Origin of the sequence: Tunicatimonas pelagia, assembly GCF_030506325.1 — a bacterium.
GTDB lineage: Bacteria > Bacteroidota > Bacteroidia > Cytophagales > Cyclobacteriaceae > Tunicatimonas > Tunicatimonas pelagia.
Genome location: NZ_CP120684.1, coordinates 40,928 through 55,859, shown reverse-complemented (window position 1 = coordinate 55,859; position 14,932 = coordinate 40,928). Strand labels below are relative to the sequence as shown.

Here is a 14,932-nt window from a genome sequence, read left to right as displayed (position 1 = left end):
TCATCATTTTCTACACCCAATTTATGAACTTACTAAACCAGTCACAGCGGATTACTACTCAACGGGGTGCCGCTCGGTGGCTTATGTTACTGGGGGTGATACTGCTAGGGGGGTTATTTTTATTCCCTTTATGGCAGATCACGCTAGAGGCCGCTCAGTTTCCCGGTGGCTTACGCCTCAATATTTGGATCGACCGCTTTTCAGGAGATGATGGCACTGATAGTATCATTCAGAACATTAATATTCTGAACCACTATATCGGGATGCAGTACATTGAGCCAGATTCTATTCCCGAACTTGTATACTTCCCTTACGTCGTCTACGGTATGATGGCTTTGGGAGTAGGAACGGTGCTGCTGAACAAAACCTGGGGTTACGCCACTTGGTTGGTTATCATGGTGGTGCTTGCCATTTTGGGGGTCTACGATTTTTATCTTTGGATGTACGACTACGGTCATAATCTGGACCCAAACGCTCCGATTAAGGTACCCGGCATGACCTATATGCCCCCGCTAATAGGCGAGAAAGACTTGCTTAACTTTTACGTGAAGTCTTATCCGCGTATGGGTACGATCTTCATGACACTATCTATTTTACTAGCAGCACTGGCCACCTGGGTAAGTATCCGTAAAGAGAAAGTGCATGTTTGATTTGCTCAAGAAGTGGATGATAGGGATTATAGTAGGGCTACTTGCCAGTTGTCAGACTGAACCAGAACCTATTGCCTTTGGGAAAGACCAGTGCCACTACTGCAAGATGTCGATAGCCGATCCTAAGTTTGGGGCGGAGCTGATTACCGACAAAGGGAGAATCTATAAGTACGATGCTACTGAATGTGTCGTGAATCAATTGGCTGAAGAATCTACCCGGTATCAAATGCTACTAGCAGTGGCTCATAACAATCCGAAACAGTTATATCCAATGGATTCGCTGGTGTTTGTTATTTCACCGGAGTTTCGTAGCCCCATGGGAGCCAACTTAGCAGCATTCTACCGTCCTACTACGCAAGACTTGCCATCAAATACCCAGCTACTTTCCTGGAACGAAGTGCGTTTGTTATTGAAGAATCGGAAGTGATATGAGAATCTGCATCGTGCTGATAATTATGCTAAGCGCCTGGCTAATCCCTTCAGCTAATGCCCGAACATTAGTGGTAGGAATAAACGAGTCATTCCAAATCATTCAGGAAGCAATCCGGGAAGCTAATCTTCATGATACCGTTCTGGTACGGCCTGGACTTTACGCGCAGCATTCTATCGTCATTGATAAACCGCTGCACCTGATTGGCGAAGGAAAACCCCAACTCGATGCGAAGCATCAGGCGGTTGAGTTATTTGTGGTGATGGCCGATTCTGTGGTGATTGAAGGGTTTACACTCCAGAATGTAGGGGTTAGCTTTTTAAAGGAACTAGCCGCCATCAAGGTACGTCAGGGCCACTACGGTAGTATCCGTAACAACGAGATTATCAACTGTTTCTTTGGAGTATATCTGGAATACGCTACCCACTATCAGGTAGTGAATAATTATATTGTAGATCAGGCCGACGATGAAGCCTCGGCAGGTAATGCGATTCACGTTTGGAAGGGCGATTATCTGGAGATTACCCATAATACGCTTAGTGGTCATCGCGATGGTATTTATCTGGAGTTTGTGAATAACAGCCAGATTCACCATAATCAAAGTTACCGAAACCTGCGCTACGGTTTGCACTTTATGTTTTCCAACAACGATGCGTATTCAGCAAATGAATTCCGAGAAAACGGAGCCGGAGTGGCAGTGATGTTCTCCCGGGAAATACGCATGCAGCATAACCACTTTTCCCATAACTGGGGCGGGGCTTCCTACGGTTTACTACTAAAAGAAATCAGCGATGGAGAGATCAGTGGCAACTACTTTGTGCGAAATACTATCGGTATTCTGGCCGAAGGTGCCAACCGAATTATCATTAAGAAGAATCAGTTCTCATTGAACGGTACCGCTCTGGATATGAAGGGCAACAGTCTGGACAATGAAGTGCTCGCCAATAATTTCCTGGCTAATACCTTTGAGGTAGTCACCAACTCCCAAAACAACAATAACCACTATGAGCGCAACTACTGGAGCGGCTACGTGGGCTACGACCTAAACCGAGATGGCTCCGGCGACGAACCCTACCGCCCAGTGAACCTGTTCGCTCGCATTACCGACCAGATTCCGGCGGCGACGCTGATGCTGCATAGCTTCTTTGTGAGTCTATTGGAGTTTAGCGAGCGGATTTTCCCCACAATCATCCCGGCAACCTTGACTGATCAGTACCCTCAGATGCAGCCCTATGCTTATGATCAAAATTGAAAACCTAAGTAAAAACTACGGTCAGCAGCATGTACTTCGCTCGGTATCGATAGAACTCCGCACCGGACAATGCGTAGCGATGATCGGTCCGAACGGGTCGGGTAAAACCACGTTAATAAAAGCCATTTTAGGGTTAGTACTACCCGGTGAGGGGACAATTACCGTGAATGGGAACAACACTCAAACGGGCTATCAGTACCGCAGCGACATCGGCTATATGCCCCAGTTAAGCCGCTTTCCTGAGCATCTGCGGGTAGCAGATTTATTCACTATGATCAAGCAGTTGCGAGCGGATGTAAGTAATTACGATAATGAGCTGTACGAAGAATTTGGCATTGAGCAAATACATCACAAATCATTGGGTTCGCTATCGGGGGGGATGCGGCAACAGGTAAGTGCTGCTTTGGCCTTTTTATTTGATCCACCCATCATCATTCTGGATGAACCTACCGCCGCCCTGGATCCGCCATCCAATGAGTGCCTGAAGAGTAAGATCAACCGTAGTGTGCAGACCGGAAAGCTAGTGCTGGTTACTTCCCACATTCTTAACGATTTGGACGACATTGCCACCCAGATAATTTATTTAATGGAGGGCCAAGTGCAGTTTTTTGAATCGATGGAGACCCTGCGGAAACAGACTTCCGAAACCCAGCTTAATAAAATCATCGTCCGGCTCTTAACCCAAAAACAACCCGATGCAGAAAGTAAGCCAATACATCATTAGTGACCTACTCCGGAACCGGCTCATTCAGGGGTACGTACTGCTGTTGGCCACGGTAGGTTGGGGTATCTTCATGCTGGAGAGTCAGCCAGAAAAGGCTTTATTAATTATTATGCAGGTAACGTTATTTGCTTTGCCACTCATTGCCTTAGTATTTGCTGTGGTCTACTTTTACAACTCCCAGGATTTTATCGTATTGCTGCTGGCGCAACCCATCGCCCGAGCTACGGTCCTCGGGGGCTTTTATCTAGGATTATGCGGAGCTCTTGTAGCTGGATTTCTGCTAAGTATTGGCTTGCCGCTACTATTATTCTATCCTGCTGCTGAGAGTTTGTTGCTTATACTTAGTGGTGGGCTACTCATCTTCGTTTTTGTAGCGATTGCCTTGTTCATTAGTACTGTTGTATCTGACAAAGCCCGTGGCATGGGATTAGCCCTGTTACTGTGGGCGTTCTTTGCCTTCGTATACGATGGGTTACTACTGTTCTTTATGTACCACTTGGGCGAGTACCCGATTGAGCCAGGCGTACTCACGCTATCGTTCTTCAACCCCATAGACATCGCTCGCATTACGATCATTATGAAAACCGAAGCTTCAGCACTTTTAGGATTATCAGGAGCCTTATTTCGTGATTTTTTTGGCAGCTTCCGAGGGGTTATTGTCTCACTGGCAGCGCTATTGCTCTGGATTGCTATTCCTTATTATCTGGTGCACCGCCGGTTTTTACAAAAAGATATGTGAAAGTGATTACGTTATGAGAAAGCCGCTTCGTCCTTCTATCGCTTATCAAACTTGTCGCTCCTTGGGGACCTCATCGTTCAGTTCGTTATGCAGCCACCAACTCACGGCTATTTCTAAGGGGAAGTCGTGCACCGTTTACAAGAAAGGGCAAATCTTATTCCATGAAGGCACTCGACCTTTGGGGGTTTTTTGCATTAATCAGGGTAAAGTAAAAGTCTATAAGTTGGGTTACGAAGGAAAGGAGCAGATTATCAGTATCGCACGCAACGGGGGGTTGTTAGGCTACAAAGCCTTGCTGGCAGAAGAGAGCTACGGAGTTTCAGCCGAGACACTGGAAGAGTGCACTATCTGCTTTCTTCCCAAATCAACATTTCTACAGACCCTGCAAGAATCCTCTCAGCTCAATCAGCAAATTATGAAGCAGGTATGCCAAGAACTCGGGCTGATGACTGAGAACATTACGAACCAGGCACAACGTTCAGTGCGAGAACGCCTAGCAATTACATTGCTCGAGCTTAAAGACACCTACGGCTTGGATACCCATGATAACGGTAGCATTGAAATTAATCTCACTCGAGACGATCTGGCAAATATTATAGGTACAGCGACCGAAACACTCATTCGCCTGCTAAATGAGTTTAAAAGCGACCAATTGATCTCCACCCAGGGACGAAAGATACGTATTGAAGACCCTGCCGGACTAGTTCGTATAGCGAACCTCTACTAACAAAAGGGGTAACCTGACTTTTATCATTTTTTTTGAATGCTCAAACTCCCACTTTTAACGAGAGCAAATTTTTTAACCGATGAGCAGGAAAAGAATAGTATGGTGCCGGGACCGGACGGGAACCGTAGAAGCACTTACAACTTTTTATTTTGGTACTGGTCAGCATCAGTTAGTGTGTAGCTCTTCTGTAGAAGACTTGATGGGATTACCATCTACGCCTCTCGATGCTTATTTCAGCGACCATCACCTCCCATCTGTCAATTTGGCCAATGACTTTTCTCTAGCGCAAAATGGTAGTACCAATTTCTGCTTCCAGTAAATGAAGCAGGAAGCTCAGTCTTCTAGCTTACTGATTATAGCTAATACCCACTACAAGAAGTATATTAAAAAGTCAGGTAGCAAATTACCCTATGATCTCGCTTGCCCAGCACTGGTAGTACCTGAGGGCGAAGAGCGTATTGAGCATATTTTTCTGATAGACGATGGGCAGCCGGATACCCATCGGCGGATTAAGCAAATTGCTGATTTATGCTTAGCAATTCCTACTACCTTATTATTAATCGATGAGCGCTGTTATCCGTTATCCCGTCGAGATGAGAAAATGTGGGTTAGATATTTGAGACTTCATTTTGCCAATTTAGCTATATACCGGATTATGGATCAAGTTGTGGATGTTCCCATTCTATCATTGATGTTGGACGACTATCAAAATGTATTACTCATAGAATCTCACCATTCATTGGTACAGTTGATAAAACCCCTTAAATCATTTAAAAGATTTCGATTAATTACCGCAGGAAAATAAGCCTTTATATAGCTTCTTGGGTGAGCACTAGTTAAGTATAGACTCTGTTGACAGTCCGAATCCTATTTTTCATATAATTAGTGAGGGGCGATTAACTATGTTCTATCAGAGTGACAAAAACCCGCCTATTTCTACCGATAATTCCGTCCCTTTATGTAGATGAACCCTATTATCTACTGGCAGGCCAAAGAGATAAACCGTATTCTGATCGACATTAAACAGCAAGACGGTTTGACAGTAAATAACGAACTAATCACACATATCAGCCCAATTGGATGGGAGAATATTATTCTCTACGGTGAGTACATTATTGATCCGCATCGGATTAGGGCGTAGCAGTTGCATCGTCATTAAATCCTTAGCGTGAAAAAACACACGAATATGGGAGTTACCTATATACGGCATCAGGGGTGAGCTGGCACAGAATGAGTGGCTAAGTCTATTCGATAGTTTCACGAATGAAGCACAGCGTGATTTCCCGACTATCTGGCAGCAGCAATGCCGATATGTTAAGCTACTAAAAAGTAGCAACAACTAGCAAGTCATTACAGGGTATGGCAAGTAATCGTATGACCACAATCCGGCGGTCAAAATATAATGGCTGAACAGAAGGATTTCTAACTGGAAATATTTATAAATATAAAAATTGACAACTAATAATTTTTACAGAATACACAATTTATGCGAGTCACGGATATATAGCAATTGCAAAAATTTCTAATTAGAAATTTTAAAAAGTAGAAAAATTTTCAAAATAACAATTCGTATGAAATTCTGTAGGGTTTACCGATAGGGTGCTATTGTATGTTAGAAGGAAGCTTCCAATGTTGTTGCATTGTTCTAAGCACATTACGATCAATTCGTTCGCGCTCATCAGGTAATAGTTTTCCACGAGAATGATAAAGCGCGTGATTGAAACCATTGTACACTAACCAGCTATTCAGAGGAACGCCTAATTGTGCTGCTTCTTTCTCCGCGATAATGGGGGCCTGGTCAACGAGGATAGCTGGATACTTCAACTGCTTACGCTTTCGTATAATTTCAGTAATCTCTTCCAACTCATCGGGAGTAACCCTACGATCAGTCATACGCTTAAAACGCTCAACGCGGTAGGATATATCCTCTAATTCATCAAACACTAATTCATAGTCTGGTAATTGGGCACCAGTACGGTGCTTAGTGCTACTGGCAATCACTTCCGACATGCCCATCATACCATTACTACAAATCAATCGATAGAAGGACAGTGAAACCGTTTGGCGCATAGAGCCATCATAGCTATTCCGAATTTCAATACGCGGGCGTAGTTTGTCCTTTTTAGCGATTGAATACTCTTCTTTGATCGTAAATGAAAGATAAAATCTACGGTCATCGTAGCTCCGAATTAATGCCTCATAGCCTTCACTACCAAATCGGTGATCTAGCCCTTCAACCAGGGGGGCGAGAAGTTTTTCATTAGGGATCAGCTCGTAGCTGTCTGGGCACAATTGTAGAATTTTTGTAGCTGTTTCGTCGGTGCGATAAACTGCATGGGTAAGGTCGTCTGCAAAGTCGTAGTCAGGAAATAAATCAGCCACCGGCCGCTTGTCAACAGGAAAGCAAATTTCGTCCAATGATGAGTGATATTGCAGTGTGGTATCTTTCATTAGAAAAGGATGATTTACTAATCAATATCATAATTTGTTTACAGCTATGCAAATTTCTACTTAGAAATATTTTCAGATATAAAAATCTCATGTTCTGGAAAAGCTTCTTCTCCTTCTAGTTGCCCTTTCCGGATTGGACACTTAATATTTGTACAGCGCAGCCCTGTTTCTGTGCTCGAATTTTTGTGATATAGTTAAAGTTATGTTAATCAATTATTAAAAAATATTTGGACTCATTTTTCCACGGTCATCAATATTCCAGAGATTGATCCTTCAGGGACACCATGTTTGCTAACATCATAGTAGAGTTCGCCAAAATAATCCTTAACATTGGTAAACAGATATTCTTCATCTAATACATCAACGTAGAACCAAGTTACTCTAAGTTTAGAGTTCATATCGTACGGTTTAAGAAAAAACTTATTATCGTGAAAATCATAAAATAATCTCTGTTCATTTTGATATACAGAGAAATAGGTTCCTAAATCCGCACCGACTTTCAATCCATTAAATAACTCAAAATCTGTATTGTAGGTTGATATCCAGGTTATCTTTTCCTGATCATCTGCGTACCAGTTAACAATACTCGTGTCGTTTTTAGATATTGTAGTCAAAATGCCGCCCATATGATAATCTGATTTGAATTCATATCCTCTGTATAATTCGTTCGCTTCTTCGGATTCCATCCCCACTTTAACACCACCTATTGAGTTTCTAGTAATCTTAAAATTTTGATCATCTTTACGAGATTCTAAGTGTCGAACAACGATTGGGTCTTCTTCTGAACCTTTTTTATTCCCCTCTTGATTTAGATAGGTGAGGATTCCCACGACTACTCCAGCTAGAGCTACAACAATTGCAATTACTTCTGTGGCTTTAATTTTACTTTTCTGAATCATTATTTCATCTTAAACTACAATCCCAATTTTGTCCCAGCATTATGGCTCCGGGCATCCTCAAAACGAGTATACCTACGAATCATGGCTTCGGTCTTATGATGGGTTTGCGCCATGATCTCCGAATTACTAGCTCCATTCTTTTTTGATACAGTCACAAAGCTAGCCCGTAGGGTATGAGCTGAGAAATGGTTTCCGAAATGCTTAGCTACAATCAGGTTCACCGTCTGATCGGTGAGCCGCTGAAGCCCGAACCGATCTCCTCGACGCATCCGGAGCAGTAGGGGCGAGGCTCCCGGCTCATCGGGCATAGCCCCACATTCAGTAATCCGTTGTAGGTACCGTTTGGTAGTCCGGACCGGGCAGAGCCCTGGGTGGGAAGCATAGAAGATTGCCTTCAGTTGACCAGCGGCCAACTGATCCGTTTTACTACGCCGTACATCGATGAGAATACCTTCTTCATCAAAATTCAAGTCATCCACATTCAGAGCAACCAATTCACCGCGTCTGAACGCCCCGGTAAAACCTAGCAGCAGCACAACTTTATCTCTGAGCTGACTGTTCACGCTCTCGTCCAAAGACAGCAGCACTTTCTGGAAAGTTTCCAGGGTGAACGCCGGGGCCTGATGCTGCTTGATACCTAATGAGCGCTTTATCCCGTCCATGGCCGTTCGAACCAGTTTGCTAGACGTCGGGCTTTCCATTCCCTGAAGTTCATGGAATGACGAAAGCATAGCTAGCCGACGTTGGAGAGTGGCCACCTTATATCGATCCGCCAGATCACTAATGTAGTTTACTACCTGGTCGGCGGTGGCTGGAAAAGGGGGAACTCTCTGATTCTCGCACCAGCGTGTGTAACAATTCAGATCCCCTTGGTATGCACGAACGGTATTCCCTGATTTTTCAATGCCAATTCGCAGAAAGCGCGCGGCCGTGGCCGTTACTGCCGGAGAAGGTTTAGAAATTCGGACAGGGATATCAGGTACGTTATTCTTGCCGGTTGAACTCACGGTTACTTCGGTTCATTACTCGATGTAGCACCTTTCTTTTCATCGGAAATTGGAACAGGCACATTGCCTTGGCCGCTCTGCTGCCAGAAATTATAATCTTCATCCGAAAGGTTCCTCTTCATCCAATCATCCATCCCGATATCCCTTCTTTCCATCACGTGCCGGGTGAAAGGAACGTGGGTTCGGCATTTTTCAAAACCCTCAGCCTCTTTATTGCGCCGGATATTCTCGGGCAGCCCTTCTAACCAATGTTGGAAGTCCTCTTCAGTTGGCTCTTCCAGAATGAGAGCCTGCTGATGATATAGATAGGCAGCATTGCCCACACGGAAATTTTGCTCAAAGAAGGCTCGCTGCTCGGGTGGGCAGTTTCTCAAGAATTCGGCTTGATTTTTTCGGGCTTCAGGACTAGGGTGTTTCATGAGCTCACTGTTGTTACATGGGGCATAATAAAGCCTCTATCTACTTATCCTGTTGAATGGTAAATTTTGATTAATGAAAAAATCCTTGAGCTACTTTCAGGTTCCGTTTAAATTCCTCGGGAATTGCATCCTCACACGTAACCTCAATATTATAGTTTCGCACAGTCTTCACTAATAGTAAAGACTGCTTAAAATTCAAGGATGGAAATCGAAAGAACAAGCGCTGCTGGGCGGACCGTAACAAATCAAGATCCGCGTTAGTAGGTTCAAGCCGATAATCCTCGGTAGCAGCTAGTCGACCGATCCGTCCGTCAGCCAGTAGCGATTCGCGCAACGCTGAAAGGCGATCTAGCTGGTGAGGCTCAATGCTACCTGACCAGGCAAAGTTTTGGAGAAAGAACGTAGTATCCATATAAGTATAAGTATCGTGGTTGGCTGATCGGTCATTGAGAGACCCGTAATTCAAGTGTTCATAAGCTACGAAAGCTCGAGGCGAAGAACAAGTATTCAGCGAAAAATAACTATTGATAAGTAAATGTTATCGCTAGTTATTTTGATAAAGGTAAAAATTAACACCAACGCTCTGAAGTGATTCTGTTTATAATGTGCCGTATGCTTGCGCAACACGAGTAGGCGCTTCATCCTTTCCTAAAATAGCTGGACCACCAATAAAACTAGGAAAGCTTAGCTTGTGGAACTGAACGTAATTCAATATATAGGGGTCGTTTGGGGAAAAGTTTCTATCGAAACTTCGGTTATGTTCAATTAGAGGTATGGCAAGCAATCGAGTAAAATCCGCCATTGGGCTAAAAAACTTTTGTTATTTAATCCCAACATGATTGGAGTTGTATTAGGTTTAAAGATTGGTTCCGTCAGCATAAATGGGCGTTATGCTTTTCGTAATGGACGAAGCCTTAATTACGATGAAACTTTTATTCCACTCTAATTAGTAAACTATCTTGAATTGACTCAAAGCGATTTTGAATAAAGCTAAAATTAAATTGATTTTGGCCATTTACACTGAACTTCTCAATAGCAGGAATAGATAAGTTATCTCTTCTCAGTTCAAATCCACCCACCAAGCCATATTCTACACAATTGCATTCAGAATTTAAAAAAGATCCTTCCGGACATCTTATTAATTCATCGCAATTACTATAGAAACTATTGTCCAGGTCAGTTAGCGAACCTGTCAATGCGCAATCACAATTATCATAAGGGCATCTAATTAATAAGTCGCAACTAGCTTGATTTGTAATTGCATCACTAGGGGCGAGGCACTCATTAATATCATTCAGTAATTCACTGTAACCTCTATCCTCGCCCGAATAATCGGGAGTGGGCATTGTGAAATCGCGAAACCTACCAAAGGGCTCATCATTCGGCAAACTTGACGGGCGGCAATTTTCTGACGAGGAAAATGGATCTGGCCTCGGAGATTCCTCAGGTATGTTATCGTTTTCTGCCGGGTTATTTTCATCTGCATCTGACGTCTGAGGAGCCGGAATGGGATTACCTTCCTCATCTTCGTACCATGACCAGGTTTCCTCCTCTCCATCGACCTCTACGATTGCATATACTTTATATTTGTTCTTACCGACTTTTTCTCGTGCATACGTAAGCCTGCCAGTGGAATCAAATTGACCTTGATAGTGCTTGACAGCACCAGTTTTTTCGTTTATTTTTCTCACCTCTACGTATTTCGAACCATCTGCATATGTTTCCCTATAATAAAAATCGCCATTCTCATGAAGGATAACCTCTGTGCTCTCACCTGTCCTATTGTTTGTTTTTTCGTATACGTGGCGTATGCTTGTACCCGGATAGTAGTCCCCGTATGTTGTAGTGCTTATCTCCCCAACAGGAGTACCTTCCCCGTCATATAATATTTCAGAGTCGCTACAATAAAAATCACATTCATCAAATGTTCCGCTTATACTTACCCCTCCATTTTTTTTCAAATCTACTTTCCATTGAATATCGGATTTTTTCTCAAGCTCACTTGGGTAGGTATTTTGGCCGGTGTTATTTGCCAAGATACAAGAAAACGAATCCTCCAATTCACGTACTGCTTTATGTAAGTCATTGTTCGTGTTGTTATATTTTGATAAAGCTGCTAAAAGGCATGTTCCACCGCGTCCAAAACCTGCATTTAGATTTTCTATAATCTTGCATAAAGCGGATTCTCTTTGTGAATATTCCTCACTATTCATTTTGTTCTTAGCGGAAGTATTCACTACTTCCCTTATACTTAAGGGACTCCGATCAGGATTAGAATTGATATCAAAATCATCTCTTTGTGAGGAACATGGAGATAAATCAAAAGCTTTTTCAATCAATCCCAATAAATCTGTACTTTCAGAAATGTTCAAATTATCGAAATGCTCGGCTACAGGACTAAAAATTAGTTCTCCTGATAGCACGCTAATATTTTTATCGTAAACACCAATGAAATCCGTGTCCTTAAGGACAATCTCAGAAACAGAATCTATTTCTACAGGATATTTGTAATATTGGCTTGCTAGGTTTTCAATGATATTTTTTGATTGAACCGTTTTTATCCTATTGTATCTGATTACTAAATCGTATAAAACTGACCTGTATGGATTAACTCCATAAATTTCAATCTTTGACTGGATCAGTTCAACAAAAGGGTCTAACTGGTAAACGGGAATTTTATTTAGGTAATCAATTAGCTGAATTGATTTGGCCAAAAAACTAGAATTATCTTGAATATGTAAGAGGGTTAACTGATTCAGCTCACTGTCCAAAACGTTCAGGATGGATTGTTCAATCGGTTCAATCTTGTGGATATAATTCGAGTTTTCTGAATTTACTCTCGAATTCTCTGTCGTTTTCAATACTTTACAAGCGGTAACAGAAACTACTAATGAAAGACAAAACGAAAAGACAACATTCGTAAAATATAATTTCATTATTTGACAAGGCATATACTACTGGCGTTTGATAATTGAGTGACTGATAAGGTAGGTGGTGCATAATTGAAATTTCGCTTCCACTATAGAGATTAGTGTAGCCAAGGAAGATAAGTGTAATCAAGGACGGTAAATTCTTTTACCATTGTATTTTAGGGTTTGTTGAATTTAAGCGAGCCAACCTAAAAATGCAATGTCAAAAATGTTACAGAATAAGAAATTTTATTTGGAATCAGGAATTTAAGTGTCTCTGCATAAGCGGTGGCTGGCACCCAGACGAGTTTTATAAGGATTTTCAAGTAGAGAACTTAAAGCCCAACTCTATTCTTATGCTATTGAAACATCATACTTCCCTTTAGTAAGATGGAATCGGAATATGTAACTAACAAACACTAAAAAATTTCATGAACATGAGTTCAAGCTCAATTTATTTAACATAATTTTAGTTACAAAACATTAAGTCATTCCCTGAAATAGATCTACACCATATGTTCATTTACATATCGTCCTTATGTAACTTTCAGCTACTGCTTCTTTATATTATCTCAGCCCAGTTCTTAAACTTTTCCTGCTCAATTCTTTCTACCATAATTGGTTTAACATGTTCCAAATAGGTATCATTAAGGTTTTTTATCAAAGGCCATATCTCCACAACCCATTTAATCAAATCTAGTAAACCACCAGCTACTTTACCTTTTAATTCCTCCTCCCCTTGCTCAATAAAGTTGTTCGCTTTCTTTTCGGCATCGCTTAACTGATCTTCATATTTTTTACTTGCATCAAAAAATGTAAATCCGAAAATTGTTTTGACAGAATTTATGTCCGTCGCCATTGTATCTAGAGTAGAATTGAATGCTTCCTTTACAGACTGGTAATTAGCAATCATACTAGAATCAGATTCAAAAACTGAGAAATCATAATCTTCTGGAAGTCTTTGCAACCTTCTAACAACAGACTCTACAGTTTCTCGCTTTTTCTCAATACTCTCAAGAAATTTACGCTTATTAAATCTCTTAGTAAATTTCTTAATTTTACTAAGATCAATCTCCGAAGTATCTTGAGAATAACAGGGTGTTACCAAGATAGATAAGAAAAAAATTAAGAAGATATTTCTAAACATTGACTTATTGGCTAGATTTAAAGAATATGAAATCACCTAAACTGTAATCGTAATTTTTTCCAAGCATCGGATATTGATCGCTATTTCCCCAATCTCTAATCATAGAAGAGAAAAGTTGTTCCGAGGTAAAGGTAAATTCTTTCATCCTTCTCAGATTTAATATAAACTGATCAGTAAAGTCTTTTACAGGTACCATTGCGTCATCATACCCACTAGTGATCACGGTATAGGCCCTATGATTACAGACTTCAATCGGTTGCTTAGCGTTAGAGAATTGTGGGGTACTGCTGGTAAGAAAAGGATTATCAAAAATCTTACCCGCATGACAAACGTTAAGGCATAACAATATTTTATCAACTTTCAGTTTATTGAAGATAAAATATAGTTCATCTAGATAGATTTTACCAATAGGTGATTTTATACCCACAAAATCATCACTTTTGTACCCATGACCTGTAATGTAGATAAAATAACTGTCTTCAGTCTCTGCTTCTTTCTGTATATCCTCTACTAATCGATGAAAATCATTAGTAGATATGTCGAAAATAGTATCAATAGTACTAAATTGATAGTTCTTACTTTTAAGTACATTGTATAGTTCAATAATTTGCTCCCTAAATTTTGCAGTTGAGTCATTCGTAGAATTTCCAATCAGAATTGCTCTACTTTTTCCTACCTGATCAGCCAAACAATCAAAGTCACCAACCCGAATCACTTTTGTTTCACCATCAATATTACTCGTGGGTACCATGCCAGTGTCGCCTCTAGAGCCACCGCTTCCACCACCTTTACTAATGTACGCAAAGCCGATTTTATTTCTAGCAGGCTTACCACCTGGTCCACCAGCCCCTGCACGACCAGGTATTCCAATTTCCCCAGCTTTATTCTCTATGTTTATTGAGTTCTTAATACCATTATCGCCAAAATTTGGATCATTACTACCCTCTCCAGCAGCTGAATAGTATATCTCGACATTGCCGCCTTTTCCACCTCTCCCACCGTTTCCGCCATTCCCACCTTCACCACCTAAGCCACCTCTGCAATTCTTCGAAACATCTGCATTCCCACCGGGTCCGCCATGTCCACCGTCTCCACCATCACCGCCGTCTCCTCCACTCACATCAATATTCAAGCTACCTATCTGAACAATATTTAAAACCATCTTTATGTTAACCCCATCTCCACCGTTGCCACCATGCTCACCATTATGACCAGGAACGCCATTTCCACATTCTGGCCCTTGTGATCCATCTAGAGCTCGAGTTCTATTTTCACCAGGCTCCCCAACTCCAAAAATTTGACATCCTATACCTATTTCTGCACGATCAATTTCGACATTCCAAGAAGAGATACCTGTTAGTAAAATCACTGAACCATCTTTCATTCTAAGTTTACTCCATCTTGATATAGGTTCTTGAACTAACAAAGTATCATTCTCGCCAATAGTTATTGATTCTTTAATAGCTGAACTCAATGAAACAGATGGAGCAGCGAAAAGTATACTCGATTTAAGTAAAAGCAAAAGAAACGCGCGACTTAAAGTCTTAGATTGCATCCTTGTATTACTATGTTGCCCCA

Annotated in this window: 17 protein-coding genes; 9 read left to right on the top strand and 8 right to left on the bottom strand. The window is 41.6% G+C overall.

Annotated features, from left to right (window positions below):
* Nucleotides 1–23 precede the first annotated feature (23 nt).
* The 9 genes from P0M28_RS30685 to P0M28_RS30645 all read left to right on the top strand — a co-directional run bounded on the left by P0M28_RS30685 (nucleotide 24) and on the right by P0M28_RS30645 (nucleotide 5,663).
* On the top strand, nucleotides 24–650 hold the full coding sequence (locus P0M28_RS30685; protein WP_302211013.1) for a hypothetical protein: 627 nt from the start codon (nucleotides 24–26) through the stop codon (nucleotides 648–650).
* A gap of 16 nt (nucleotides 651–666) precedes the next feature.
* Nucleotides 667–1,077, top strand: coding sequence for a hypothetical protein (locus P0M28_RS30680; protein WP_302211012.1), 411 nt, complete (start codon nucleotides 667–669; stop codon nucleotides 1,075–1,077).
* 1 nt (nucleotide 1,078) lies between these two features.
* Complete coding sequence (nosD, locus tag P0M28_RS30675) at nucleotides 1,079–2,332, top strand: nitrous oxide reductase family maturation protein NosD (protein ID WP_302211011.1); 1,254 nt, start codon at nucleotides 1,079–1,081, stop codon at nucleotides 2,330–2,332.
* Nucleotides 2,319–3,056: an ABC transporter ATP-binding protein gene (locus tag P0M28_RS30670; RefSeq protein WP_302211010.1), complete on the top strand. Its 738-nt coding sequence runs from the start codon at nucleotides 2,319–2,321 to the stop codon at nucleotides 3,054–3,056. The genes nosD and P0M28_RS30670 overlap by 14 nt, the downstream gene beginning before the upstream one ends.
* The gene (locus P0M28_RS30665) at nucleotides 3,028–3,795 is read left to right on the top strand and encodes an ABC transporter permease subunit (protein ID WP_302211009.1); all 768 of its coding nucleotides are present in this window, start codon (nucleotides 3,028–3,030) and stop codon (nucleotides 3,793–3,795) included. Before P0M28_RS30670 ends, P0M28_RS30665 begins: the two co-directional genes overlap by 29 nt.
* Before the next feature lie 13 nt (nucleotides 3,796–3,808).
* Nucleotides 3,809–4,522 carry a Crp/Fnr family transcriptional regulator gene (locus P0M28_RS30660; protein WP_302211008.1) on the top strand — a complete coding sequence of 238 codons (714 nt, stop codon included), beginning with the start codon at nucleotides 3,809–3,811 and terminating at the stop codon, nucleotides 4,520–4,522.
* A gap of 79 nt (nucleotides 4,523–4,601) precedes the next feature.
* Nucleotides 4,602–4,841, top strand: coding sequence for a hypothetical protein (locus P0M28_RS30655; protein WP_302211007.1), 240 nt, complete (start codon nucleotides 4,602–4,604; stop codon nucleotides 4,839–4,841).
* Nucleotides 4,842–5,327, top strand: a complete 486-nt coding sequence (locus tag P0M28_RS30650) for a hypothetical protein (protein WP_302211006.1) — start codon at nucleotides 4,842–4,844, stop codon at nucleotides 5,325–5,327.
* 159 nt (nucleotides 5,328–5,486) lie between these two features.
* A complete protein-coding gene (locus tag P0M28_RS30645) occupies nucleotides 5,487–5,663 on the top strand; it encodes a Tn3 family transposase (RefSeq protein ID WP_302211005.1) in 177 nt (58 codons plus the stop codon).
* Between the two features lie 461 nt (nucleotides 5,664–6,124).
* Here the strand turns inward: P0M28_RS30645 and P0M28_RS30640 are convergent, their stop codons facing one another.
* The 8 genes from P0M28_RS30640 to P0M28_RS30605 all read right to left on the bottom strand — a co-directional run bounded on the left by P0M28_RS30640 (nucleotide 6,125) and on the right by P0M28_RS30605 (nucleotide 14,909).
* Nucleotides 6,125–6,973, bottom strand: a complete 849-nt coding sequence (locus tag P0M28_RS30640) for a DUF932 domain-containing protein (protein ID WP_302211004.1) — start codon at nucleotides 6,971–6,973, stop codon at nucleotides 6,125–6,127.
* Nucleotides 6,974–7,206: 233 nt separating this feature from the next.
* Nucleotides 7,207–7,872 carry a hypothetical protein gene (locus P0M28_RS30635; protein WP_302211132.1) on the bottom strand — a complete coding sequence of 222 codons (666 nt, stop codon included), beginning with the start codon at nucleotides 7,870–7,872 and terminating at the stop codon, nucleotides 7,207–7,209.
* Nucleotides 7,873–7,886: 14 nt separating this feature from the next.
* Complete coding sequence (locus P0M28_RS30630) at nucleotides 7,887–8,879, bottom strand: site-specific integrase (RefSeq protein WP_302211131.1); 993 nt, start codon at nucleotides 8,877–8,879, stop codon at nucleotides 7,887–7,889.
* A 2-nt stretch (nucleotides 8,880–8,881) separates the two neighbouring features.
* The gene (locus P0M28_RS30625; protein ID WP_302211130.1) at nucleotides 8,882–9,298 is read right to left on the bottom strand and encodes a hypothetical protein; all 417 of its coding nucleotides are present in this window, start codon (nucleotides 9,296–9,298) and stop codon (nucleotides 8,882–8,884) included.
* Between the two features lie 70 nt (nucleotides 9,299–9,368).
* The gene (locus P0M28_RS30620) at nucleotides 9,369–9,710 is read right to left on the bottom strand and encodes a hypothetical protein (protein ID WP_302211129.1); all 342 of its coding nucleotides are present in this window, start codon (nucleotides 9,708–9,710) and stop codon (nucleotides 9,369–9,371) included.
* A gap of 520 nt (nucleotides 9,711–10,230) precedes the next feature.
* Nucleotides 10,231–12,012 (bottom strand): hypothetical protein, encoded by a 1,782-nt coding sequence (locus P0M28_RS30615; RefSeq protein WP_302211128.1) that lies wholly within the window; start codon nucleotides 12,010–12,012, stop codon nucleotides 10,231–10,233.
* A gap of 757 nt (nucleotides 12,013–12,769) precedes the next feature.
* Entirely contained in the window at nucleotides 12,770–13,354 is a 585-nt protein-coding gene (locus P0M28_RS30610) for a hypothetical protein (protein ID WP_302211127.1), read from the bottom strand.
* 4 nt (nucleotides 13,355–13,358) lie between these two features.
* Nucleotides 13,359–14,909, bottom strand: coding sequence for a hypothetical protein (locus P0M28_RS30605; RefSeq protein WP_302211126.1), 1,551 nt, complete (start codon nucleotides 14,907–14,909; stop codon nucleotides 13,359–13,361).
* Nucleotides 14,910–14,932: the final 23 nt, after the last annotated feature.

Coding starts and splice junctions, on each gene's coding strand:
- P0M28_RS30620 (WP_302211129.1), bottom strand. CDS start 9,710: ATGGATACTACGTTCTTTCTCCAAAACTTTGCCTGGTCAGGTAGCATT.
- P0M28_RS30655 (WP_302211007.1), top strand. CDS start 4,602: ATGAGCAGGAAAAGAATAGTATGGTGCCGGGACCGGACGGGAACCGTA.
- P0M28_RS30670 (WP_302211010.1), top strand. CDS start 2,319: ATGATCAAAATTGAAAACCTAAGTAAAAACTACGGTCAGCAGCATGTA.
- P0M28_RS30665 (WP_302211009.1), top strand. CDS start 3,028: ATGCAGAAAGTAAGCCAATACATCATTAGTGACCTACTCCGGAACCGG.
- P0M28_RS30650 (WP_302211006.1), top strand. CDS start 4,842: ATGAAGCAGGAAGCTCAGTCTTCTAGCTTACTGATTATAGCTAATACC.
- P0M28_RS30680 (WP_302211012.1), top strand. CDS start 667: ATGATAGGGATTATAGTAGGGCTACTTGCCAGTTGTCAGACTGAACCA.
- P0M28_RS30610 (WP_302211127.1), bottom strand. CDS start 13,354: ATGTTTAGAAATATCTTCTTAATTTTTTTCTTATCTATCTTGGTAACA.
- P0M28_RS30625 (WP_302211130.1), bottom strand. CDS start 9,298: ATGAAACACCCTAGTCCTGAAGCCCGAAAAAATCAAGCCGAATTCTTG.
- P0M28_RS30645 (WP_302211005.1), top strand. CDS start 5,487: ATGAACCCTATTATCTACTGGCAGGCCAAAGAGATAAACCGTATTCTG.
- P0M28_RS30685 (WP_302211013.1), top strand. CDS start 24: ATGAACTTACTAAACCAGTCACAGCGGATTACTACTCAACGGGGTGCC.
- nosD (WP_302211011.1), top strand. CDS start 1,079: ATGAGAATCTGCATCGTGCTGATAATTATGCTAAGCGCCTGGCTAATC.
- P0M28_RS30660 (WP_302211008.1), top strand. CDS start 3,809: ATGAGAAAGCCGCTTCGTCCTTCTATCGCTTATCAAACTTGTCGCTCC.
- P0M28_RS30640 (WP_302211004.1), bottom strand. CDS start 6,973: ATGAAAGATACCACACTGCAATATCACTCATCATTGGACGAAATTTGC.
- P0M28_RS30605 (WP_302211126.1), bottom strand. CDS start 14,909: ATGCAATCTAAGACTTTAAGTCGCGCGTTTCTTTTGCTTTTACTTAAA.
- P0M28_RS30635 (WP_302211132.1), bottom strand. CDS start 7,872: ATGATTCAGAAAAGTAAAATTAAAGCCACAGAAGTAATTGCAATTGTT.